The organism is Micromonospora sp. L5 (assembly GCF_000177655.2).
In the GTDB taxonomy this organism is placed as follows: Bacteria; Actinomycetota; Actinomycetes; order Mycobacteriales; family Micromonosporaceae; genus Micromonospora; species Micromonospora aurantiaca.
Genome location: NC_014815.1, coordinates 566,433 through 589,026 on the forward strand (window position 1 = coordinate 566,433; position 22,594 = coordinate 589,026).

Consider the following 22,594-nt stretch of genomic DNA (forward strand, 5'->3'; position numbering starts at 1 on the left):
ACCGCCGGCCGGGACCGCACGGCTGGTCGCCACCGCCTACATTGAGGCCGGGCGCCGTCCCCCGGCCCCACCGTTCCGCGGTCGTCCGCGCCGTACCCCTGTGAGCTGAGCCCATGTCCGAGACGACCCCCGCCCCCGAACCGGCCTCCGGACCGAGCGACCCGACCGCCGCGCCGGCCACGCCGCAGCCCTCGTCCTGGACGCCGCCGGACCCGTTGGCCGCCCCGCAGCCGTGGACGCCGCCCGCGCCCTGGTCGCCGCCCCCGGCACCGAGCCCTTGGGCGGCAGCCGGCCCGGAGAGCGCGTCCGGAACCGACCCGGCCTCGTCCCCGAGCGGCACGGGCCGGCCGGTGGGCGAACCGGGGTGGGCGGCTCCGGCCGACCCGGCCGCCACGCCACGCCCGGCCGTCCCACCGGCCTCCGGCGATCCGCAGGCCCCAGGCTTCCCGGCCACGCCCGGCTGGCCGTCCCAGCCCGGCGTCCCGGACTTCTCGGCACAGCCGGCCTGGACACCGGGCGCCTACCCGCCCGGCCCTCACAAATCCGGGTCCTACCCGCCCGGGCCCTACCCGCCGCCGTACGCGTATCCGGGCATGCCGCCGCGCCGCAGCGGCGGCGGCTGGGTGGCCGGTCTGGTGATCGGCATCGTCACCGTCCTCGCGCTGATCGTCTGCGGCTGCGTCGGGCTGTCCTTCCTCGGCCGCTCCATGACCGACGGGACGGCCTCCGGCGACCGGTACGACGGGCCGCTGTACGGCGAGCCCGACGGATGGGCCGACGAGCCCACCGGTCCCCCGGCCCGACCGGTCACCACCCCGTCCGGCGGACCCGGCAGGTTCACCGTCCTGTACGAGGTCACAGCCACCGACGGCGAGGCGGAGGTGCAGTTCTACGACGCGGACGCGAACTTCCACCAGCCCGGCGCCGTGGACACGCCCTGGCGGCTGAGCCTCACCGCGAACGACCGCGAGCGGGTGCAGATCATCGCCAGCCCCGTCGAGTCCGGCGAGGTGACCTGCCGGATCACCGTCAACGGCAAGGTCGTCTCCACGGACTCGGGCGAGTACGGCGCGACCTGCTTCGGCTGGTGAGCGGTCGGCGGCGGGCCGTAGGCTGGCCGCCGTGACGACGACCGATCCCCTGGTGGCCCGGATGCGGCCGTTCGGCACCACCGTCTTCGCCGAGATGTCCGCGCTGGCCGTGCGCACCGGCGCGGTCAACCTCGGGCAGGGCTTCCCGGACACCGACGGCCCGCCGGAGATGCTCGCCGCCGCGGCCGAGGCGCTGCGTACCGGCCACAACCAGTACCCGCCCGGCCCGGGGATCCCCGCGCTGCGCGCCGCCGTCGCCGGGCACCAGCGCCGGTTCTGGGGCCTGGAGTACGACCCGGACGGCGAGATCGTCGTGACGGCCGGCGCCACCGAGGCGGTCGCGGCGAGCATCCTCGCGCTCTGCGAGCCGGGTGACGAGGTGATCTGCTTCGAGCCGTACTACGACTCGTACGCCGCCTCGATCGCGCTCGCCGGCGCGGTCCGCCGCCCGGTGACGCTGCGGCCCGGCCCCGACGGCAGGTACGCGTTCGACCCGGACGAGCTGCGCGCCGCGTTCGGGCCGCGTACCCGGCTGGTGCTGCTGAACTCGCCGCACAACCCGACCGGCAAGGTCTTCACCGCCGACGAGCTGACGACGGTGGCCGAGCTGTGCCGGGAACACGACGTGTACGCGGTCACCGACGAGGTCTACGAGCACCTGGTGTTCACCGACGCCGCCGCGCCGCACGTACCGCTGGCCACGCTGCCGGGCATGCGGGAGCGGACGCTGCGCATCTCGTCGGCCGGCAAGACGTTCTCCTGCACCGGCTGGAAGGTCGGCTGGGTGAGCGGCCCCGCGCCGCTGGTGGCGGCGGTGCTGCGGGTGAAGCAGTTCCTCACGTTCGTCAACGCCGGGCCGCTGCAACCGGCGGTGGCTGTGGCGCTCGGGCTGCCGGACGCGTACTTCACCGGGTTCCGGGACGACATGCAACGCCGCCGGGACCAGCTCGCCGCCGGGCTGGCCGACGCCGGGTTCGGCGTGCTCGCGCCGGAGGGCACCTACTTCGTCACCGCCGACGTCACGCCGCTGCGCGGCCGGGACGGGGTGGAGTTCTGCCGGGCGCTGCCGGAGCGCTGCGGCGTGGTGGCGGTGCCGACGCAGGTGTTCTACGACGACGTGGAGGCCGGGCGCCGGCTGATCCGGTTCGCGTTCTGCAAACGGCCGGAGGTGCTGGCCGAGGCGGTGACCCGGCTGCGCCGGCTCCGGGCGGACGGATGAGCGACGAGCAGGCCACGCGGCTGCGCCGGTTCACCGCCCAGCGTGACTGCGACACGATGCTCTCCGGCGTACGCCCGGCCTCCGTACGGGAACAGCTCGCCGCGCTCGATCAGGTGGCCGGGGACGACCCGCCCGACCTGTACGGCGAGGGCGGGCCGGTGGCGGAGCTGGAGCTGCGGGTCGCCGAGCTGCTCGGCGCGGAGGCTGCCGCGTTCTTCCCGTCGGGCACGATGGCGCAGCAGGTGGCCATGCGTCACGGGGCGGAGCTGACCGGCCGCGCCGGTGTCGGCCTGCACCCGCTCAGCCATCCGCTGACGCACGAGCGGGACGCGTACGCGCTGCTCGCCGGCGTACGCGCGGTGCGCACCACGAGCGCGCCGCGCAACCCGGCTGCCGACGAGGTGGCGGCGCTCGACGAGCCGATCGGCACGCTCTTCCTGGAGTTGCCGCTGCGGGACGCCGGGTTCGTGCTGCCGACCTGGGACGAGCTGGTGGCCGTCGTCGCGGCGGCGCGCGCCCGCGGCGCCCGGGTGCACTTCGACGGGGCCCGGCTCTGGGAGTCGTCAGTCCATCTGGGCTACTCGCCGGCCGAGATCGCGGCGCTGGCCGACAGCACGTACGTCTCGTTCTACAAGTCGCTGGGCGGCATCTCCGGTGCCGCGCTGGCCGGCGACGCGGAGCTGATCCGGTACGCGCGTGCCTGGCGGCACCGCTACGGCGGCACGCTGTTCCAGCAGTGGCCGGCGGCGCTCGCAGCGCTCGCCGGGCTGACCCGGGAGCTGCCCCGCCTCCCCGGGTACGTGGTGCACGCCCGGGTGGTGGCCGAGGCGCTGGCCGCCCTGCCCGGCGCCCGGGTGTACCCGGCGCCGCCGCACACCCACCAGTTCCGGTTCTGGCTGCCGTACCCGGCGGCCGTGCTCGACGCGGCGAACCTGGCGCTGGCCGAGGAGGAACGCGCGTGGTTCGTCGGCGGCTGGCGGGACACCGAGGTACCCGGGCTGGCGCTGGCCGAGGTGACCGTGGCCGGGCCGGCGCAGGAGCTGGACGCCGGCGCGGTGGCCGACCTGGCCGCCCGCTTCCTGCGCCGGGTCCAGGCGAACTGACCGCCGCGTCCGGCCGAGCTGACCGGCGAGGAGGAAGAGCAGGCGGCCCCGGGTCGGTCAGGCGACCGGGCTGGCGGTGCGGACCTGCTCGGCGATGCGCTCGGCGACCTCGCGGGCGGTGTCCTCGGTGGCCGCCTCGACCATGACCCGCACCAGCGGCTCGGTGCCGGACGGGCGCAGCAGCACCCGGCCGGTCTCACCCAGCTCCGCCTCGGCGCGCTCGACCTCGGCCCGGACGGCCGGTGCGGCGGCGCCGACGGTACGGTCGCCGACCGGCACGTTGATCAGCACCTGGGGCAGCTTGGTGACCACGGCGGCCAGCTCGGCCAGCGAGGTGCCGGTGGCGGCCATCCGCGCCATCAGGTGCAGGCCGGTCAGCACGCCGTCGCCGGTGGTGGCGTACGCGGGCAGCACGATGTGGCCGCTCTGCTCGCCGCCGAGCGCCAGGCCGGAGGCGCGCAGCTCCTCCAGCACGTACCGGTCGCCGACCTTGGTCTCGACCAGCCGGATGCCGTGCTCGGACATGGCCAGCCGGAGACCGAGGTTGCTCATCACTGTGGCGACCAGGGTGTCCTGGGTCAGCTCGCCGGCGTCCCGCATGGCCAGCGCGAGGATCGCCATGACCTGGTCGCCGTCGACCTCGTTCCCGTCGGCGGTGACCGCGACGCAGCGGTCGGCGTCGCCGTCGTGGGCGATGCCGAGGTGGGCGCCGTGCTCGACCACCGCGGCGCGCAGCGCCTCGATGTGGTTCGAGCCGCACTCGTCGTTGATGTTGAGCCCGTCCGGCTCGGCGTGGATGGCAATCACCTCGGCGCCGGCCTCCCGGTAGGCGACCGGTGCGACGTCGGCGGCCGCGCCGTTGGCGCAGTCGACCACGACCTTGATCCCGTCGAGGCGGTGCGGCACGGTGCCGACCAGGTGCTGCACGTAGTGGTCGGCGCCGTCGAGCAGGTCGTGCACGCGGCCGACACCGGCGCCGACGGGGCGCTTCCAGGCGGTGGTGGCGTTCGCCTTCACCGCCTCCTCGATCCGCATCTCGATCTCGTCGGGCAGCTTGTGCCCGCCGGCGGCGAACAGCTTGATGCCGTTGTCCGGCATCGGGTTGTGCGAGGCGGAGAGCATCACGCCCAGGTCGGCCTTTGCCTCGGCGGTGAGGAACGCCACCGCCGGGGTGGGCAGCACGCCGACCCGGACCACGTTGGCGCCGGCGCTGGTGAGCCCGGCGACCACCGCCGCCTCCAGCATCTCGCCGCTGGCCCGGGTGTCCCGGCCGACCACCGCGAGCGGCGGATGGCTCTTGTCGGTCTCGGCCAGCGTGTGGGCCGCGGCCACCGCGACCGCAAGCGCCAACTCCGGGGTGAGATCCGCGTTCGCCCGCCCGCGTACGCCGTCCGTGCCGAACAACCGGCCCATACCCGCCAACCTCCGTGGAACTGCCGATGAGAGGAGAAACGCGGAACGGCCGGTCCGCCTCCCGGGAAGGGGAAGCGGACCGGCCGTCCGTCAGAAGTACAAGACGCTTGTGATGATCAGCGCTTCGAGTACTGGGGAGCCTTGCGGGCCTTCTTGAGGCCGTACTTCTTGCTCTCCTTGACCCGGGCGTCACGGGTCAGGAAGCCGGCCTTCTTCAGGGCCGGGCGGTCGTCGGGCTCGCTGACGATCAGCGCCCGGGCGATGGCGAGCCGCAGCGCGCCGGCCTGGCCGGTGGTGCCGCCGCCACGCAGGTTGGCGATCACGTCGAACGCCTCGGGCTTCTCGGCGGTGACCAGCGGGTCCTTGATGAGCTGCTGGTGCACCTTGCTCGGGAAGTAGGCCTCGAGGTCGCGGCCGTTGCAGGTGATCTTGCCGCTGCCCGGGATGATCCGGACCCGGACGATGGCTTCCTTGCGCCGACCCACGGTCTGGATCGGGCGGTCACCACGGGGCGCGCGCGCGACGGGCGCCGGCGCCTCGGTGGCCTCGGGGGCGACCTCGGTGGCGGTGATGTCGGTCATGCTGCTTCCTTCGCCCGCGCTCACTGCGCGATCTGCTTGATCTCGAACGGCACCGGCTGCTGCGCGGTGTGCGGGTGCTCGGCACCGGCGTAGACCTTCAGCTTCTTGAGAAGCTGACGGCCCAGCTTGTTGTGCGGGAGCATGCCCTTCACGGCCAGCTCGATGGCCCGCTCGGGCCGCTTGGTGAGCAGCTCGTCGTAGCCGACCCGCTTCAGGCCGCCCGGGTAACCGGAGTGGCGGTAAGCGACCTTGGTCTGGCGCTTGTTGCCGGTCAGCGCGACCTTGCCCGCGTTCACGATGACGACGAAGTCGCCCGTGTCGACGTGCGGCGCGAAAGTCGGCTTGTGCTTGCCACGCAGGAGCGTGGCGGCGTGGGTCGCCAGGCGGCCCAGCACGACATCAGAGGCGTCGATGACGTGCCACTGACGCTCGATCTCACCCGGCTTCGGGCTGTACGTACGCACAGGTCTACCTTGTCTCGTCGTCGGTCTGGGGTCGCGCGCCGAGGTGACCAGGAGTACCCAGCCGGACCAGCGCGCACGAACGACCAAGCGTACCTGATGCGGCACGCCTAAGAATGTCGTACAACAGCAGGCAACGATACCCGGCCGCCCGGCGGCAGGTCAAAACGGGGTCGCGCCGCGCGTGGCCTGCGGGTTCGTCATGGCACAGGTCACACGCCGACCAGCGTACGCGGTCCGGGACGCAGGTAGACCACCCAGGTGACCAGGAAGCAGAGCGCGTACCAGCCGATGAAGGCCAGGTAGGCGGCATCAGCAGTGCCGGAGGCCAGGAACGACTGCCGGAACGCCACGTTCACCAGCACCCCGCCCGAGGCGCCGACCGCCCCGGCGATGCCGATCACTGCGCCGGCCAGCCGCCGGGCCCGCCGCTGTGCCGCCTCCGGGTCGCCGGTCAGCTCGCTCTCCGCGACGGCCCGGGCCCGGAAGATCGCCGGGATCATCTTGTACGTCGACCCGTTGCCGATGCCGGAGAAGACGAACAGCGCCAGGAACCCGGCCAGGTAGAGCGGGAACGACTTCTCCCTGGCGGCGTACAGCACCAGCCCGGCCCCGGCGGCCATCGCGACGAAGTTCCAGAACGTGACCCGCGCCCCGCCCAGCCGGTCGGCGAGCTGACCGCCCACCGGCCGGATCAGCGACCCGATCAGCGGCCCCAGGAAGGTCAGCCAGGCCGCGTCCACGGGGGTCGGGAACCGGTCGTGGAACTGGAGCTGGAGCACCTGGCCGAAGGCGAACCCGAAGCCGATGAACGATCCGAACGTGCCCACGTAGAGCAGCGACATCACCCAGGTGTGCGGGTCGCGGGCCGCCGCGCGCAGCGCGCCCGGCTCGTTGCGCGCCCCCGGCACGTTGTCCAGCCACCGGGCCGCGGCCAGCGCGGCCAGCACGATCAGCGGCAGGTAGACCGCCGGCACGAGCCGGGGGTACGCGGCGCCGGCGGTCGCCAGCACCGCCAGCCCCACCAGTTGCACGGCCGGTACGCCCAGGTTGCCGCCGCCGGCGTTGAGCCCCAGCGCCCGGCCCTTGAGCCGCTCCGGGAAGAACAGGTTGATGTTCGCCATCGACGAGGCGAAGTTGCCGCCGCCGACGCCGGACAGGCAGGCCAGCACCATCAGCGTGGCGTACGACACCCCGGGCTCGATCAGCACCGCCATCGGCACCGCCGGCACGAGTAGCAGCAGCGCGCTCACGATGGTCCAGTTCCGGCCGCCGAAGCGGGCCACCGCGAGCGTGTACGGCAGCCGCAGCACCGCCCCCAGCGCGGCCGGTACGGCGGTGAGCAGGAACTTCCCGGCCGGGTCGATGCCGTACTCGGGGCCCAGGAACAGCACCGTGACGGACCAGAGGCTCCACACCGAGAAGCCGACGTGCTCGGCGAAGATCGAGACGTACAGGTTGCGCCGGGCGACCCGGGCGCCACCGGCCGCCCAGAACGCCGGGTCCTCCGGCCGCCATTCGGTGAGCCGGCCGGCGGTGGTGGCCGGAGGCGTGGTCGGTGCGGAAACGAGCGTGCTCACGGGCGACTCCTCCTCGTCGATGACGAGGCGACGCTCTCAGCCCGTGGTTTCCCCGGCGTGCCCCACACGCGTCGGCCCGGCAACGGAGATCGCACGTCCGCCGGACGGCGCCGGTGAGGCGGTCACAGATCCTGGAGGATCCGCAGCGCCCGGCCGACCCGCTGCATGGTCTCGGTGTCCGCCACGTCCACGCACTCGGTGAACCACTTCTTCATCGGCGAGGAGATCCGGTCGGGCATCACCACGTACGCGCCCATCGGCACGGCGAGCGGCGAGTCGCGCAGCAGCGACTCCTCGACCACCTCGGCCACGATCACGATCGGTACCGCAGTGGCGTTGTAGACGTCGGAGCTGATCACCAGGCCGAACCGCTCCCGGGCGCCGGAGATGCGCCAGACCTCACCCCTACGCAGCACGCGGACGCCCGCCGAACAGGGCGTCGTCGACGAGCGCGACCTCCTGGGCGTCGGCCAGGGCGGCGGCTTCCAGGTCCAGGCCGGCACGGCCGACCGCGTCGGCGTGCGCGGTGAAGACCTCACGCAGCGCCTTCTCCCGGGCGGCCTGGTCCATCCAGGCGGAGAGGGAGAGCCCTTCCCGCTTGGCGAACCGGCGCGCCTCCTCGATCGTCTCGTCGGAGAACGACAGCGTCACCTTGGCGGTCATGCCGCGAAGACTACCCATCGGTATGACCGCCAGTCATCCTCGTCCCCGCCGATCGCGGAATCGGACACCTGCAGGTGAAACAAGGGAAGCCGGTTGCGGATATTGCACTTGGGGGCGACGATAGAGCAGGTCCGAACGGCTGGGACGACACAAGCCGCATCTGCCACAGGGAGCCGTCATGAGCCTCAGAACCGGCATGGCCGCCTCGGTCATGCCCACCGAGGGAGCGGAGCGCCAGAAGGCGGCCGCCATGGAGGAGTTCCTCGTGCGGCACCCCCTCGCCGCGGGCGGAGGCGTGGCCCGCCTCGTCTCGGCGGACGGCGAAGAGGTCGAGGTGCCCGCCCAGATGTTCGACGTCCTCCATCAGATCTCGGCGATGCTCGCCCGCGGCGACGGCGTCGCGATCAGTGCCATCTCCCGCGAACTGACGACGACCGAGGCGGCGAAGCTGCTCGGCATGTCCCGCCCCACACTCGTCCGCCTCCTGGAGGACGGGTCGATCGCGTCCCACCGGGTCGGCAGCCACCGGCGCCTCTTCCTCCGCGACGTCCTCGCATTCCGGCAACGGCAGATGGAGGAGCGACGGAAGTCGTACGAGGCCTTGATGTGGGAATCCGACGCGCTGGGTTTCACCGACGACGTGTAGTTCCGGGCCCGGCCAGGGGGCGCTGGGTAGGGTGTCCACTGTGATCCCCAGCGCCTCACTGGTGTTCCTGGACGCGAGGACGTTCTGGCGGAATGGATGTATCGCCTGCGCCGTAAGCGGCCCGAGCATTCCGAGCAGGCGATCGGCGGGCAGCGACGCCGCTTCGTCCAGGCGTTCCCGTACGGCCTCGTCACCGGCTATTCGCCGAACGACGTTCCGTGCCCGCCGGACCCGGACGACCGGCACGTGCTGGCCGCCGCCGTCCACGGCCGCGCCGACATCCTGGTGACCGACGACCGGCGCGCCTTTCCGCCGGAATGCGTACGGGAATCGCTGTCGGTCCGCACCGGCGACGAGTTCCTCAACTGGGTGGCCGACCGTTCGATGCCTCTGGTCATGAGAACGTTGGCGCGGCAGATCGACTACTACCGGCGCAGCCTGGTCGCCGAGGACAAGGACGCGGTCGAACTGATCGCCCACCTAAGGAAGGCCGGCGCGTCCCGTTTCGCCGATCGGCTCGAGAATCACCTCGCCGATCCGTCCGGCCGCTGACCGCCGAAGACCGCGAAACGCCATTCCTTGAAGAAGCAGTCCACGTCCACCAGGCCCGCCTCGGTCAGCCAGCGACACTGCTCGGCCACCGGGGCCGGCCGGTCGTGCCGCATCCGCTCGCGGGCGCCGGCGATCTCCTCGGCGTCGGAGCCCAGCTCGGTGATCCGCGCCGTCCACACCTCGTCGTAGCGGCGGTCCAGCGCGGGGGTCGGCCCGGCGACCTGCTCGGCGTTGACGAACACCCCGCCGGGGACGAGCGCGTCGGCGGCCCGCTTGTACAGCGCCCGCTTGCCCTCGTCGTCGAGGTGGTGGATGGCCAGCGCGGAGACCACCGCGTCGTACCGGCCGGCGGGCAGCGGGCCGGCCAGGTCGGCGTGGACAGTGCGGTGCGGCACGCCACGGGCGTCCAGGTGCCCGGCGGCCACCGCGAGCATGCCGGGGGCGCCGTCCACGAGCGTCAGGCGGACCCCGGGGACGGCCGCGGTCAGCAGCAGGGACAGCAGGCCGGTGCCCGCGCCCAGGTCCAGCACCTCGGGGGTACGCCCGGCGGCGAGCGCGGCGCGCAGCGGGGGTGCGGCCACCTCGACAGCGGTGCCGTAGAAGGCGTCGAAGCAGGGCACAAGGCGGCGCCGGGCCTGGTCGTAGCTGCCGGCCACCGCGTCGAACGCGTCCGCCACGCTCATCATGCCTCCCGTTATATGAGATTGTTGTCCCACATTCTAAGCCCTGCGGAGCGTCTCGTCACCCGCGTGCGGTGTGAAGCGCTCGTGACAGGACCGAAACAGAGCAGACCCGGACCGGAAACCGCCCGACGGCACGCTTTTCCGACATGACAGACGGTGCACGCACGGCGACGCGAACGGGGTCACGCCTCGTCGAGGCCGCCACGCACTGCCCGTACTGCGCGTTGCAGTGCGGCATGGTGCTACGCGCCACCGGCGACGGTGTCGAGGTCGGCGCCCGCGACTTCCCCACCAACCGGGGCGGGCTCTGCCAGAAGGGCTGGACCGCCGCCGACCTGCTCGACCACCCGGACCGGCTCACCACCCCGCTGCTGCGCGACCGGCCCGGCGGCGAGCTGCGCCCGGCGACCTGGGACGAGGCGCTCGACCGCGTCGCCGCCGGGGTCAAGGACGTGCAGCACCACCACGGGCCGGACGCGGTAGCGGTCTTCGGCGGCGGCGGGCTCACCAACGAGAAGGCGTACGCGCTGGGCCGCTTCGCCCGGGTGACGCTGCGGACCCGGCACATCGACTACAACGGGCGCTGGTGCATGTCGTCGGCCGCCGCGGCCGGGAACCGGGCGTTCGGGATCGACCGGGGACTGCCGTTCCCGCTCGCCGACCTCGGGCACGCGGACACGCTGCTGCTGGTCGGCGCGAACCCGGCCGAGACCATGCCGCCGCTGATGCGGCACGTCGCCGACCTGCGGGAACGCGGCGGCCGGCTGATCGTTGTCGACCCGCGCGCCACCGCCACCGCGCGCCAGGCCGACCTGCACCTGCAACCCCTGCCCGGCACCGACCTCGCGGTGGCGAACGCGCTGCTGCACATCGCGCTCACCGAGGGCTGGCTGGACCGCGCGTACGTGGCGGAGCGGACCACCGGATTCGACGACGTCCGGCGGACGGTGGCCGGCTACTGGCCGGCGGAGGTGGAACGGCTCTCCGGCGTGCCGGTGGCCGACCTGTACGCGACCGCCCGCGCACTTGCCACTGTGGACCGTGCGGTCGTCCTCACCGCCCGGGGCGCCGAGCAGCACGCCAAGGGCGTCGACACGGTCACCGCCTTCATCAACCTGGCCCTGGCCCTGGGCCTGCCCGGCCGCCCCGGCTCCGGCTACGGCTGCCTGACCGGGCAGGGCAACGGGCAGGGTGGCCGGGAACACGGGCAGAAGGCCGATCAGCTTCCCGGCTACCGGCGCATCGACGACCCGGCGGCCCGCGAGCACGTCGCCGGGGTGTGGGGCGTCGAACCGGACTCGCTACCCGGGCCGGGGGTGCCGGCGTACCAGCTCCTCGACGCGCTCGGCACGCCGTCCGGCGCGCGGGCGCTGCTGGTGTTCGGTTCCAACCCGGTCGTGTCCGCGCCCCGCGCCGCGCGGGTCGAGTCCCGGCTGCGCGCCCTGGACCTGCTCGTGGTGGCGGACTTCGTCCGTTCCGAGACGGCCGAGCTGGCCGACGTGGTGCTGCCGGTCGCCCAGTGGGCCGAGGAGGACGGGACGATGACCAATCTGGAGGGCCGGGTGCTGCGCCGCCGGGCGCTGCGCGAACCACCCGCCGGGGTCCGTACCGAGCTGGAGATCCTCGCCGCGCTCGCCGAACGGCTGACCGGGGGCGGGACGCCGCTGCCGGCCGACCCGCGCGAGGTGTTCGCGGAGCTGGGCCGGGCCTCGGCCGGCGGGCCGGCCGACTACGCCGGGATCACCTGGGACCGCATCGACGCCGACACCGGCGTGTTCTGGCCCTGTCCGGACCGGGACGGCCCGGACACCCCCCGGCTGTTCGCCGACCGCTTCCCCACCCCGGACGGCCGGGCCCGGTTCCACGCCGTGACCCACCGGCCGGCCGCCGAGCCGGTGTGCGCCGACTACCCGCTGCACTTCACCACCGGCCGGGTGCTCGCGCAGTACCAGTCCGGCGCGCAGACCCGGCGGGTGGCCGCGTTGCGCCGCGCCGCGCCGGGCGGCTTCGTCGAGCTGCATCCCGACCTGGCGGCACGGATCGGCGTGACCGACGGGGCGCCGGTACGGGTGGTCTCCCGCCGGGGTGAGCTGCGCGCACCGGCCCGGCTCAGCACCGCGATCCGGCCGGACACCGTCTTCGCGCCGTTCCACTGGCCCGGCGCGCAACGCGCCAACTCGGTCACCAACGACGCCCTCGACCCGGTCTCCGGGATGCCCGAGTTCAAGATCTGCGCGGTCCGGGTGGAGGCGGCATGAGCGAGCACATCGTCGTCGTCGGCTACGGCATGGCCGGCGCCCGCCTCGCCGCCGAGCTGCACGCGCGCGGCGGGGACCGGCGGATCACAGTGCTCGGGGCGGAGCCGCACCGCGCGTACAACCGGATCATGCTCTCCACGCTGCTCGCCGGACGCATCGGCGAGCCGGACGTGGAGCTGGTCGAAGCAATCGGGCCGGAGGTCGGGGTCCGCACCGGCGCGGCGGTCACCGCCGTGGACCGGGCCACCCGCGAGGTGGTCACCGACGACGGCGAGCGGCACGGGTACGACCACCTGGTGCTCGCCACCGGCAGCCGGGCCGTGGTGCCGCCGCTGCCGGGCCTCGCCCCGCTGCCCGAGCGGGTCGTCCCGTTCCGCACGCTCGGCGACTGCCGCCGGATCCTCGCCGCCGCCGAGGGCGCGCGACGCGTGATCGTGCTCGGCGGCGGGCTGCTGGGGCTGGAGGCGGCCCGCGGGCTGGCCGCCCGGGGTCTCGACGTGACTGTGGTCCACCCGGTCGGGCACCTGATGGAACGCCAGCTCGACCCGCCCGCCGGCGCGGTCCTCGCGGGCACGCTCGCCGGCCTGGGCGTCCGGTCCCGGCTCGGGGTGGCGGCCACCGCCGTGACCGCCGACGCCACCGGCGTCCGCCTGCACCTGGGCGACGACGAGACGCTCGCCGCCGACCTGCTGGTGCTCTGCTGCGGGGTACGCCCCGACACCGCGCTCGCCGCGGCGGCCGGGCTCGCCGTCGAGCGGGGCGTGGTGGTGGACGACCGGATGCGGACGAGTGATCGGCGGATCTCCGCGATCGGCGACTGCGCGCAGCACGACGGCACGCTGACCGGGCTGGTCGCGCCCGCCTGGGCACAGGCCCAGGTGGTGGCCGACGTGCTGACCGGTGCGGACCCGCTGGCCCGCTACCGGCCCCGGCCGGCGGTGACCCGGCTCAAGGCGGCCGGCATCGACCTGGCCGCGATGGGCGACGTGGCCGGCACGGGCGACCCGGGCGGGCCCGTCGAGGAGCTGACCTTCGCCGACCCGGTCCGTGGCACCTACGCCCGGCTGCGCATCCGGGACGAGCGGCTGACCGGCGCGATCCTGCTCGGCGACAACCCGGCGGTCGGCACCGTGGTGCAGCTGTTCGACAGGGGCGCGCCGGTGCCGGCGGACCGGCGTTCGCTGCTGCTCGGCCGGGCGTTCGGCGAGACGCCGGCCGGGCCGGCCGCGTCACCGGCGCTGATGCCGGACGCCGCGACCGTGTGCCGGTGCAACGACGTGAGCAAGGGCGCGCTGGTGGCGTGCTGGCGGGCGGGCGCCCGGACAGCGGCGGCGTTGTCCGCGGCGACCCGGGCCGCCACCGGCTGCGGCAGCTGCCGGGACGCGGTGGCGGGCATCGCCGGCTGGCTCGCCGAGGCGGATCCGTCCACAACCGACGAGGTACGCGAGACGGTGGAGGTGGCGTCATGACCGAGCGGATCAGCAGGCTGGTCGTCGTCGGCAACGGCATGGTGGGGCAGCGCTTCGTCGAGGCGCTGCGGGCCCGGGACACCGACGGGCGGTGGCGGGTCACGGTCCTCGCCGAGGAACGGCGTCCGGCGTACGACCGGGTGCGGCTCTCGGCCGTCTTCGACGGGGTGGACGCCGACGAGCTGACGGTGCACACCCCCGACGCCGGAGTGGACCTGCGCCTGGGCGAACCGGCCACCGGCGTCGACCGGGCCCGGCGGGTGGTGACCACGGCGGCCGGTGAGTACCCGTACGACGCGCTGGTGCTCGCCACCGGCTCGTACGCGTTCGTGCCGCCGGTCGACGGCACCGACCTGCCCGGCGTCTTCGTCTACCGGACGCTGGACGACCTGACCGCGATCCGGGAGCACGCCCGGGGCCGCCGTGCCGGCGCGGTGATCGGTGGCGGTCTGCTAGGGCTGGAGGCGGCGAACGCGCTGCGGCTGCTCGGGCTCGCCACCAGCGTGGTCGAGTTCGCGCCCCGGCTGATGCCGGTGCAGGTGGACGAGGCGGGCGGCGCGATGCTCCGGCGGTACGTCGAGGAGCTGGGCGTCACGCCGTACCTCGGGGTGGCCACCACGGCGCTGCGGCCCGGGCCGGACGGCACTGTGGCCGCGCTCGACCTGGCCGACGGGCGCACGCTCGACGCGGAGCTGGTGGTGGTCGCCGCCGGAATCAGGCCGCGCGACGAGCTGGCCCGCGCGGCCGGGCTGCCGCTGGGCCCGCGCGGCGGCGTGCTGGTGGACGCGGCCTGCCGGACCGCCGACGAGCGGATCTGGGCGGTCGGCGAGTGCGCGGCGGTGGACGGCGTCTGCCACGGACTCGTCGCGCCCGGGTACGCCACCGCCGAGGTGGTGGCGGACCGGCTGCTCGGCGGCGCGGCCACGTTCCCCGGCGCGGACACCGCGACGAAACTGAAGCTGCTCGGCGTGGACGTGGCCTCGTTCGGTGACGCGCACGGCGTCACCCCGGGCTGCCTCGACGTGACGTACACCGACCCGGCCGCCCGCTCGTACGCGAAGCTGGTCCTCTCCGACGACGCGCGGACGCTGCTGGGCGGCGTGCTGGTCGGGGACGCGAGCGCGTATCCGGCGTTGCGGGCCAGTGTCGGCGGGCCGCTGCCCGCTCCCCCGCTGGCCCTGCTGGCGCCGGCCGGCGGCGCGGGCGCCGGTGCGGGCGCGTTGCCCGCCGGCGCGCAGGTCTGCTCCTGCAACGCGGTGACCCGGGCCGACCTGGACGCGGCGATCGCCGGCGGCGCGGCCGACGTGCCGGCGCTGAAGGCGTGCACCCGGGCCGGTACGAGCTGCGGCTCCTGCGTGCCGATGCTCAAGCAGCTGCTGGACGCCGCCGGTGTACGCCAGTCGACGGCGTTGTGCGAGCACTTCGACCACAGCCGGCAGAAGCTGTTCGACCTGATCCGGGTGCGGGGCATCCGCACGTTCTCCCGGCTCGTCGCCGAGCACGGGCGCGGGAGCGGATGCGACATCTGCAAGCCGGTGGTGGCCTCGATCCTGGCCTCGCTGGGCACCGGGCACGTGCTCGACGGCGAGCAGGCGTCGCTCCAGGACACCAACGACCACTTCCTGGCGAACCTGCAACGCGACGGCAGCTACTCGGTGGTGCCGCGGATTCCCGGCGGGGAGATCACCCCGGAGAAGCTGATCGCGATCGGCGAGGTGGCGCGCGACTTCCGGCTGTACACGAAGATCACCGGCGGGCAGCGGATCGACCTGTTCGGCGCGCGGGTCGACCAGTTGCCGCAGATCTGGCGCCGGCTCGTCGACGCGGGCTTCGAGTCCGGCCACGCGTACGGCAAGGCGCTGCGCACGGTGAAGTCGTGCGTGGGCGACACCTGGTGCCGCTACGGCGTACAGGACTCGGTGGGGCTGGCGGTCGCGCTGGAGCTGCGGTACCGGGGCCTGCGGGCGCCGCACAAGCTCAAGTCGGCGGTCTCCGGCTGCGCCCGGGAGTGCGCCGAGGCCCGGAGCAAGGACTTCGGGATCATCGCCACCGAGAGCGGCTGGAACCTGTACGTCGGCGGCAACGGCGGCTTCCGGCCCCGGCACGCCGACCTGTTCGCCACCGACCTGAGCACCACCGAGCTGGTCACGCTGATCGACCGGTTCCTCATGTACTACATCCGCACCGCCGACCGGTTGCAGCGCACCGCCGCCTGGATCGAGGCCATGGACGGCGGCCTGGACCACCTCCGGTCGGTGCTCGTGGACGACTCGCTCGGGCTCTGCGCCGACCTCGACGCGGCCATGGCCCGGCACGTCACGAGCTACTCCGACGAGTGGCGCGACGTCCTGGAGGACCCGGACCGGCTGCGCCGCTTCACCTCCTTCGTCAACGCGCCCGAGGTGCCCGACCCGTCCATCACGTTCACCCAGGAGCGGGGCCAGCCGGTGCCGGCCCGGGGCGCGCCCCCGGACGGCGGACACCGCCGCCAGCCCGTCGCGCTGGGCCTGCCGGAGGTACGCCGATGAGCCCCGTCGTCACGCTGGACTGGACCCCGGTCTGCCCGCTGGACCGGCTCGACCCCGACCGGGGCGTGGCCGCCCTCGTCGACGGCGTACAGGTGGCGGTCTTCCGTACCGCGAACGGGCTGTACGCGGTGGACAACCTCGACCCGGTCGGCGGCGCGTACGTCATGTCCCGGGGTCTGGTGGGCAGCCGGGGCGGCGTGCCCACGCTCGCCTCGCCGCTGCACAAGCAGGTCTACGACCTCACCACCGGGCGGTGCCTGGACCTACCGGGCGTGACGCTGCGCCGGCATCCGGTGCGCTGCCGGGACGGCCTGGTCGAGGTGCGGTTACGGCAGGAGGAATGATGCGGGACGAGCTGGCCGGCTTCACCATCGGGGTCACCGCCGACCGGCGGCGCGACGAACTGGCCGCGCTGCTCCAGCGGCGCGGTGCGCGGGTGGTGCTCGCCCCGGCGCTGCGGATCGTCCCGCTGGCCGACGACACCGACCTGCGTGAGGCCACCCGGGCCTGCCTGGAACACCCGCCGGACGTGCTGATGGCCAACACCGGCATCGGCATGCGGGGCTGGCTGGAGGCGGCCGAGGGCTGGGGGCTGGCCGAGCCGCTGCGCACCACGCTCGCCCGCGCGTACGTGGTGTCCCGCGGTCCGAAGGCGACCGGCGCGATCCGTGCCGCCGGGCTGCGCGAGCACTGGTCCCCGGATTCGGAGAGCTGCGACGAGGTGGTCGAGCACCTGGTCCGGCGCGGAGTGGCCGGCCAGGTCGTGGCGATGCAACTGCACGGCGAGCGGCAGCCCGAGTGCGCCGACGCGCTGGTGGCGGCCGGCGCCACGGTGATCGAGGTGCCGGTGTACCGGTGGGCGCCGCCGGCCGACCCGGCGCCGCTGCACCGGCTCATCGACCTGGTGGCCGGGCGTCTCGTCGACGCGGTCACGTTCACCTCGGCCCCGGCGGCCGAGGCGCTGCTGCGCGCGGCCGGGGACCGTACCGAGACGGTGCTGGAGGCGCTGCGCGGCGACGTGCTGGCCGGGTGCGTCGGCACCGTCACCGCCGAGCCGCTGGTGCGGCGCGGGGTGCCGGTGAGCGCGCCGAGCCGGGCCCGGCTGGGCGCCCTGGTTCGCACCATCGTCGAGGAGCTGCCCCGGCGCACGGTCTCGGTGAAGGCGGCCGGGCACGTGCTGACGCTGCGCGGGCACGCCGCGGTGGTCGACGGGGAGCTGCGCCAGCTGGCGCCGGCGCCGATGGCGGTGCTGCGGGCGCTCGCCGCGTCGCCGGGGAAGGTGCTCTCCCGCACCGCGCTGCTGCGGACGCTGCCACGTGGCGCCGACGAGCACGCGGTGGAGATGGCGGTCGCCCGCCTGCGGGCGGGGCTGACGGCGCCCCGCGTGGTGCAGACGGTGGTCAAGCGGGGGTACCGCCTGCGGGTCGACTGACCCGCAGGCGGTCAGCCCACCGAGGCCGGGTAGCCGTGCTCGGCCTGGAGGCGGAGCATCGCGTGCTCGACCACCGTGACCAGCACCTGCTTGACCGAGTCCCGCTGGCGGGCGTCGCACAGGACCATCGGCACGTCCGGGGAGATGGCGAGCGCCTCCCGGACCTCCTCCAGCTCGTAGTGCGGCGCGTCGCCGAAGCGGTTCAACGCCACGACGTACGGCAGCTTGCGGTTCTCGAAGTAGTCCAGCGGCGCGAACGCGTCGGTGATCCGGCGGGTGTCCACCAGCACCGCCGCGCCCACCGCGCCCCGGATGATCTCGTCCCACATGAACCAGAAGCGGGTCTGGCCCGGCGTGCCGAACAGGTAGAGGATCAGGTCCTCGGCCATGGTGATACGGCCGAAGTCCATGGCGACCGTGGTGGTCTCCTTGCCCGGCACCTTCGACGCGTCGTCGATGCCCACGCCGGCCGCTGTCATCAGCGCCTCGGTGGTCAGCGGCTGGATCTCGGAGATCGCTCCGACAAGTGTCGTCTTGCCCACGCCGAAGCCACCCGCGATCACGATCTTCGCGGAGATGATCTCCCGGCCGCGGTTCACCCCGTCGGGGTCATAGTTCGCGAAGTCCACTTAGCACCCTTCCAAGCAGGTTCATCCGCGCCGCGAAACCCGTCGCGGGAGCGGCAGTGTGTAGCGTCAGCAGGCCCTCGGCCACCATGTCGGCGACCAGCACCCGGGTGACGCCCAGCGGCATCCGGGTGTAAGCGGCGATTTCCGCAAGCGACTGCGCCCGGCCCTCACAGACCGAGGAGATGCGGTACTTGTCGTGCCCGGCGAAGCGCGCCTCGGCCGACTGCGTCGGCGTGCTCGACAGCACCGCTTCGAGCGCGATGTTCTGCAACGGCTCGGTGCGGCCCCGGGTGACCGCGTACGGCCGCACCAGCGCGCCACGTGGATCACGTCGCGGGTCCATCTCGCGATCACCTCCCCTCGTTCGGAGCCGCACCGGCTCCGGTCGTCAGCTCCCCGGTCCGATCAGGACCGGACCGCGTCTCTCGGCAGCGGGACCAGTGCCTGGCCGACCCGCTCGACCAGCAGCGCCATCTCGTAACCCACCTGGCCGACGTCGCAGCTGCGCGCCGCGAGGACGGCCATCGACGAACCGTCGCTGATGGACATCAGGAACAGGTAGCCGCTGTCCATCTCGATGACGGTCTGCAACACCCCGCCGGCGCTGAACATCCGCGCCGCGCCTTCGGTCAGGCTCACCACGCCGGAGGTGATCGCGGCGAGCTGGTCGGCCCGGTCACCGGGCAGGTCCCGGGAGGAGGCGAGCAGCAGCCCGTCCGCGGACACCGCCACCACGTGCGCGATACCCGCAACGCTGTCGGCGAAGTTGGTGAGAAGCCACCCCATGTCCTGCATGGCCGCCGGCCTGTTCATCGGTTCGTCTCCTTGGTCGAGGTGCTGTTCAGGTCGGCGCCGGCCGTACGGCCCCGCTGGACGCCACGGTGGTAGGCGGAGAGCAGACCGCGTACCTCGTCCGGCGTGCGCCGGCTGCGGTCCCGGCCGCTCTTCGGCTCTATCCCGCCGGGCACGAGCTGGGCCTGCGGCACCCGCTTGGGCAGCCCGGAGCGGGTGGTGCCGCCGGTGGTGGGCTCCGCGGCACGGCTGGCCCGGGACCAGCCCTCGTCGGCCGCCGTACGCCAGGCCTCCGGGTCGATCGGCGGCGCGGGCGCGGGCGCGGCGGCGGGTGGCGCCGGGGGCGGCGTCGCGGCCGCCGGCGGCGTGGACGGATCCTCCGGCGGGCTGTACGCGGACGGCGTGGTCGACGTGGTCAGCCCCGACGCCTGGGCCCCCGGGGTACGGGTGGGCAGCTTCGGACGCGCCGGCGCCGCTGGGGGCGCCACCGCCGGCTGTGCCGGCGCGGGCGGCTCGTCGAACGTGGGACGGGTGAAGATGGTGGTCTCGTCCTCTCCGTGCGAACGGAACCAGACCGCCTCCATCTCACGGAATATCGGCGCCTCGGCCCGCTGCTCGGGCCGGGCCACCACCGGCGTCGCCGGGGTGCTCTCCACCGCCGGCGCCGCCGCGAGCGGCTGGTAGGCCGGAGGCGCGGCCTGGGTCGCGGGTTGCGCGGTCTCGACACCCGGCGTCCGCTTGGGCAGCGGGTCGAGCGCGGGGTACGCCACCGTCGGTCCCCCGGCCGACCAGCCTGCTCCGGAGACCGGAGCCGGCGCGGTAGCGGGCGCCGCCGCCACCGGAGCGGGCGCCGCCACGGTGGGCAGCGCACCGGTCGCCCCACCCAGCTGTACGGCAGGCGTGGTGTCGCGCGTCTCGCCGGGCGTCTGCCACCGCGACGGCGGAGCGGTGGTCGCCCCGCGCCACTGGTCGGCGAGCGTCGCCGTGGCCGCACCCCGCCCGGCGCCGGCCAGCGCGTCAGCCGCGCCGACCTGGCTGAGCGGCGACTGTTCGACGGCGAGCGGCTGACGCGGCCGGGTCAGCGGGGCCTGGCCCCGGTTGGCCGGCAGCACCACTGTCGAGTTCGGCAGCGTGACCTGGGCGACTGTGCCGCCCTCGACGTTGCGGCGCAGCTCGACGCGGATCCCGTAGCGGGAGGCGAGCCGGCTCACCACGGCCAGACCCATCAGCCGGAACGCGGCCACGTCGACGGTCGGCGGCGCGGCCAGTCGCCGGTTGAGCGAGTCGAGCTGGTCGTCGCTGAGGCCCAGACCGCGGTCCTCGATCTGGATCAGCACGTAGTCGCGGATCCGGCGGCCGTCGGCCACCACTGTGGTGTTCGGCGGCGAGAACCGGGTGGCGTTATCGAGCAGCTCGGCGACCAGCCGGACGACGTCGTTGACGGCGTGCGCGGCCACCGAGATGTCGGTGTCGACGGTGCCGAACTCGATCCGGTTGTAGAGCTCGACCTCGGACTGCGCGGCGCGCAGCACGTCGACCAGGAGCGCGTCGTCGCGACGCGGTACGGCCGAGTCGGCGCCGGCGAGCACCAGCAGGTTCTCGTCGTTGCGGCGCATCCGGGTGGCCAGGTGGTCCAGCTCGAACAGCTGCGCCAGCCGCTTCGGGTCCTCCTCGGAACGCTCGATCGCGTCCAGCTCACCGATCATCCGGTCGACCAGGCTCTGCGAGCGGCGAGCCAGGTTGAGGAACATCGCCGAGACGCTCGTCCGCAGCGCGGCCTGCTCGGCCGCGACCCGGACCGCCTCCCGGTGGACCACGTTGAAGGCCACAGCCACCTGACCGACCTCGTCGCGGTTGCTCAGCTTGATCGGATCCCGTACCTGCTGGACGATCTCGTCCACACCGCCGTCACCGATGGCGTTGACGTTCTGGAGCCGGCTCACCGCGTCCGGCAGGTCGTGGTTCGCCACGGCGAGCGCGCCCTCGCGCAGCCGGCGCAGCGAGTCGTTGAGCGAGCGGGCGAGCACCACGGCGAGCGTCACCGCGACCGCGAGCGTGAGCAGCACGAGCAGGCTCTCCACGATCGCCTGCCGGATCACGTCGGCGCGTGCCTCGTCGGCGTCGGCCAGCATGTCGTCCAGGAGCTGGATCTCGGCCCACCGCATCAGGTCGTCGACCGCGCCGATGGCGGCCGATGCCTCGTCGCGGGTGACCAGCGCCTGACGCCCGATGGACCGGGAGATGTCGCCCGCGACCCGGTCGGCGAGCTGGACGGCGTCACCGGAGACGGTGCGGTCCACCAGGGCCCGCTGGCTCGGCGTCGCGGACCGGGAGAAGGTGAGCAGCGCCTCCTGCTGACCGGTCAGCGTGGCCACGAAGGACGAGAACTGCTCCTCGTCGATCCTTCCGCCGTCGAGGGCGGTGAAGGCCACCGCCTGCTCCTCGGCCACCTCGGCCTTGGCGTGGGCGAACGCGGCCACCGCGCGGCGGGCGTCGGCCAGGCTGTCCGCGCCCGGCTGCTGGGCCAGGGCGTCGCTGTACGCGACCAGGTCGTCCAGCACGATGCCGTAGCGCAGGCTCGCCTCGGCCACCGGCATCTGCAGCCGGTCCAGCACCTCCTGGCGGGTGCCGTTCAACGTGGACAGGTGGGCGTCGATCACCTTGAGCTGGTTGCTGATCGCGCCCGTCACGTCGCCGAGCTTGCCCCGCTCGTCCTGGTACGCCGCGATGCGCTCGTCGGTCTGACGCACCCGCAGGTTGTACGCGTCCGGCTTCTGGTTCGGGTCGGCCAGGAAGACCGCCGCCGCCATGCGCTCCTTGTGCAGGTCCTGGGTGAGCGCCGCGATGTCGACCGACACCGCGCTCAGCGACCGGACCTGGTCCGCCTCGTACGCGCCCTGGCCCACCGAGATGAGTCGGATAGTTGCCAGCGCGATGACAGCTGCGACCGGAACGACCAGGATGAGGGCGAGCTTGGAGCGGATCCGCGCGTCGCGCAGCCTGGGCAGGAGCCGGCGCCGATTCCGCTGTTCGGCGTTGGGGCTCCCGGGCAGGGTCGTAGGTCCGGTGCTCACGACATCGCCTCCGTCGTTTCTTCCACGCGTGACCCGCTGACCCGTGCCTGGTGCAGCGGCCAGCGCCACGCGCGGCACGGCCGCGATTTCATCAGACGAGATCCTGTTTGGGAAGCCGCGGTGAGGCAGGAAACGGTCGCGGTCGACGCAACCCGTGATCCGATCACCTAATACCTTCTTTTCTCCGACCCCCTGATCAGGGGATGTCACTCCAGAGTGGTCACACGCATCTGTGCAGTAATTGTCAGTTAATGTTCCGTGTCCCCAGCATGTGGGATGGCTGTCCCGAAACAGCACTCGACGGCCCGGCTTGACCACAGGCCCCGGCATTGGCAAGGTTTTGCAGGCTTCGCGCACACCGTACGGCAAACCAATCCCGTTCCTCCACTGAGGACGGACGAGCGGCGGTGATCGGGCGTC

The 22,594-nt window shown here is 73.7% G+C and carries 21 protein-coding genes; 10 read left to right on the forward strand and 11 right to left on the reverse strand.

Translation table 11 applies throughout. The annotated features are described in order from the left end of the window. Positions 1–113: 113 nt before the first annotated feature. The 3 genes from ML5_RS02770 to ML5_RS02780 are packed head-to-tail and all read left to right on the forward strand — an operon-like array spanning position 114 to position 3,413. Positions 114–1,091 (forward strand): MmpS family transport accessory protein, encoded by a 978-nt coding sequence (locus ML5_RS02770; protein WP_013473664.1) that lies wholly within the window; start codon positions 114–116, stop codon positions 1,089–1,091. A gap of 31 nt (positions 1,092–1,122) precedes the next feature. After that, positions 1,123–2,310, forward strand: a complete 1,188-nt coding sequence (locus tag ML5_RS02775) for a pyridoxal phosphate-dependent aminotransferase (protein WP_013288570.1) — start codon at positions 1,123–1,125, stop codon at positions 2,308–2,310. Then, positions 2,307–3,413: a low specificity L-threonine aldolase gene (locus ML5_RS02780; RefSeq protein ID WP_013473665.1), complete on the forward strand. Its 1,107-nt coding sequence runs from the start codon at positions 2,307–2,309 to the stop codon at positions 3,411–3,413. The genes ML5_RS02775 and ML5_RS02780 overlap by 4 nt, the downstream gene beginning before the upstream one ends. A gap of 57 nt (positions 3,414–3,470) precedes the next feature. On the opposite strand, the gene glmM is transcribed toward ML5_RS02780, so the two are convergent. From glmM to ML5_RS02810, 6 genes are all read right to left on the reverse strand, one after another. Further along, the gene (gene glmM / locus ML5_RS02785; RefSeq protein WP_013473666.1) at positions 3,471–4,826 is read right to left on the reverse strand and encodes a phosphoglucosamine mutase; all 1,356 of its coding nucleotides are present in this window, start codon (positions 4,824–4,826) and stop codon (positions 3,471–3,473) included. A 116-nt stretch (positions 4,827–4,942) separates the two neighbouring features. Continuing rightward, positions 4,943–5,407 (reverse strand): 30S ribosomal protein S9, encoded by a 465-nt coding sequence (rpsI, locus tag ML5_RS02790; RefSeq protein ID WP_013288573.1) that lies wholly within the window; start codon positions 5,405–5,407, stop codon positions 4,943–4,945. Between the two features lie 20 nt (positions 5,408–5,427). After that, positions 5,428–5,871 carry a 50S ribosomal protein L13 gene (gene rplM, locus ML5_RS02795; protein WP_013288574.1) on the reverse strand — a complete coding sequence of 148 codons (444 nt, stop codon included), beginning with the start codon at positions 5,869–5,871 and terminating at the stop codon, positions 5,428–5,430. Positions 5,872–6,080: 209 nt separating this feature from the next. Then, positions 6,081–7,448 (reverse strand): MFS transporter, encoded by a 1,368-nt coding sequence (locus ML5_RS02800; protein ID WP_013473667.1) that lies wholly within the window; start codon positions 7,446–7,448, stop codon positions 6,081–6,083. Positions 7,449–7,570: 122 nt separating this feature from the next. After that, positions 7,571–7,864: a type II toxin-antitoxin system PemK/MazF family toxin gene (locus ML5_RS02805; protein ID WP_013473668.1), complete on the reverse strand. Its 294-nt coding sequence runs from the start codon at positions 7,862–7,864 to the stop codon at positions 7,571–7,573. Next, positions 7,854–8,111 (reverse strand): DUF6364 family protein, encoded by a 258-nt coding sequence (locus ML5_RS02810; protein WP_030269378.1) that lies wholly within the window; start codon positions 8,109–8,111, stop codon positions 7,854–7,856. Before ML5_RS02810 ends, ML5_RS02805 begins: the two co-directional genes overlap by 11 nt. Before the next feature lie 178 nt (positions 8,112–8,289). Here ML5_RS02810 and ML5_RS02815 point away from each other — a divergent pair, with 178 nt between their 5' ends. Then, positions 8,290–8,757, forward strand: coding sequence for a helix-turn-helix domain-containing protein (locus ML5_RS02815; RefSeq protein WP_013473670.1), 468 nt, complete (start codon positions 8,290–8,292; stop codon positions 8,755–8,757). 84 nt (positions 8,758–8,841) lie between these two features. Next, positions 8,842–9,309, forward strand: a complete 468-nt coding sequence (locus ML5_RS02820; protein WP_255348697.1) for a PIN domain-containing protein — start codon at positions 8,842–8,844, stop codon at positions 9,307–9,309. Here ML5_RS02820 and ML5_RS02825 read toward each other — a convergent pair. Further along, positions 9,282–9,995 carry a class I SAM-dependent methyltransferase gene (locus ML5_RS02825; protein ID WP_236619347.1) on the reverse strand — a complete coding sequence of 238 codons (714 nt, stop codon included), beginning with the start codon at positions 9,993–9,995 and terminating at the stop codon, positions 9,282–9,284. The genes ML5_RS02820 and ML5_RS02825 overlap by 28 nt on opposite strands. A gap of 143 nt (positions 9,996–10,138) precedes the next feature. Between ML5_RS02825 and ML5_RS02830 the strand changes: the two genes are divergently transcribed. From ML5_RS02830 to ML5_RS02850, 5 genes are read left to right on the forward strand one after another with little or no spacing between them, the layout of a single operon-like run. Next, positions 10,139–12,250 (forward strand): molybdopterin oxidoreductase family protein, encoded by a 2,112-nt coding sequence (locus ML5_RS02830; protein WP_013473671.1) that lies wholly within the window; start codon positions 10,139–10,141, stop codon positions 12,248–12,250. After that, entirely contained in the window at positions 12,247–13,719 is a 1,473-nt protein-coding gene (locus ML5_RS02835) for an FAD-dependent oxidoreductase (protein ID WP_013473672.1), read from the forward strand. The genes ML5_RS02830 and ML5_RS02835 overlap by 4 nt, the downstream gene beginning before the upstream one ends. Then, on the forward strand, positions 13,716–16,247 hold the full coding sequence (gene nirB / locus ML5_RS02840) for a nitrite reductase large subunit NirB (RefSeq protein ID WP_013473673.1): 2,532 nt from the start codon (positions 13,716–13,718) through the stop codon (positions 16,245–16,247). The genes ML5_RS02835 and nirB overlap by 4 nt, the downstream gene beginning before the upstream one ends. Continuing rightward, positions 16,244–16,591 carry a nitrite reductase small subunit NirD gene (nirD, locus tag ML5_RS02845; protein WP_013288584.1) on the forward strand — a complete coding sequence of 116 codons (348 nt, stop codon included), beginning with the start codon at positions 16,244–16,246 and terminating at the stop codon, positions 16,589–16,591. Before nirB ends, nirD begins: the two co-directional genes overlap by 4 nt. After that, positions 16,591–17,679: a uroporphyrinogen-III synthase gene (locus tag ML5_RS02850; RefSeq protein ID WP_013288585.1), complete on the forward strand. Its 1,089-nt coding sequence runs from the start codon at positions 16,591–16,593 to the stop codon at positions 17,677–17,679. Before nirD ends, ML5_RS02850 begins: the two co-directional genes overlap by 1 nt. A gap of 11 nt (positions 17,680–17,690) precedes the next feature. Here the strand turns inward: ML5_RS02850 and ML5_RS02855 are convergent, their stop codons facing one another. The 4 genes from ML5_RS02855 to ML5_RS02870 form a co-directional block, all read right to left on the reverse strand. Continuing rightward, a complete protein-coding gene (locus ML5_RS02855) occupies positions 17,691–18,308 on the reverse strand; it encodes an ATP/GTP-binding protein (RefSeq protein ID WP_013288586.1) in 618 nt (205 codons plus the stop codon). Continuing rightward, entirely contained in the window at positions 18,289–18,651 is a 363-nt protein-coding gene (locus ML5_RS02860) for a DUF742 domain-containing protein (RefSeq protein WP_013288587.1), read from the reverse strand. Before ML5_RS02860 ends, ML5_RS02855 begins: the two co-directional genes overlap by 20 nt. Positions 18,652–18,713: 62 nt before the next feature. Then, positions 18,714–19,121: a roadblock/LC7 domain-containing protein gene (locus ML5_RS02865; protein ID WP_013288588.1), complete on the reverse strand. Its 408-nt coding sequence runs from the start codon at positions 19,119–19,121 to the stop codon at positions 18,714–18,716. Then, on the reverse strand, positions 19,118–22,174 hold the full coding sequence (locus ML5_RS02870) for a nitrate- and nitrite sensing domain-containing protein (protein ID WP_013473674.1): 3,057 nt from the start codon (positions 22,172–22,174) through the stop codon (positions 19,118–19,120). Before ML5_RS02870 ends, ML5_RS02865 begins: the two co-directional genes overlap by 4 nt. Positions 22,175–22,594 lie beyond the last annotated feature (420 nt).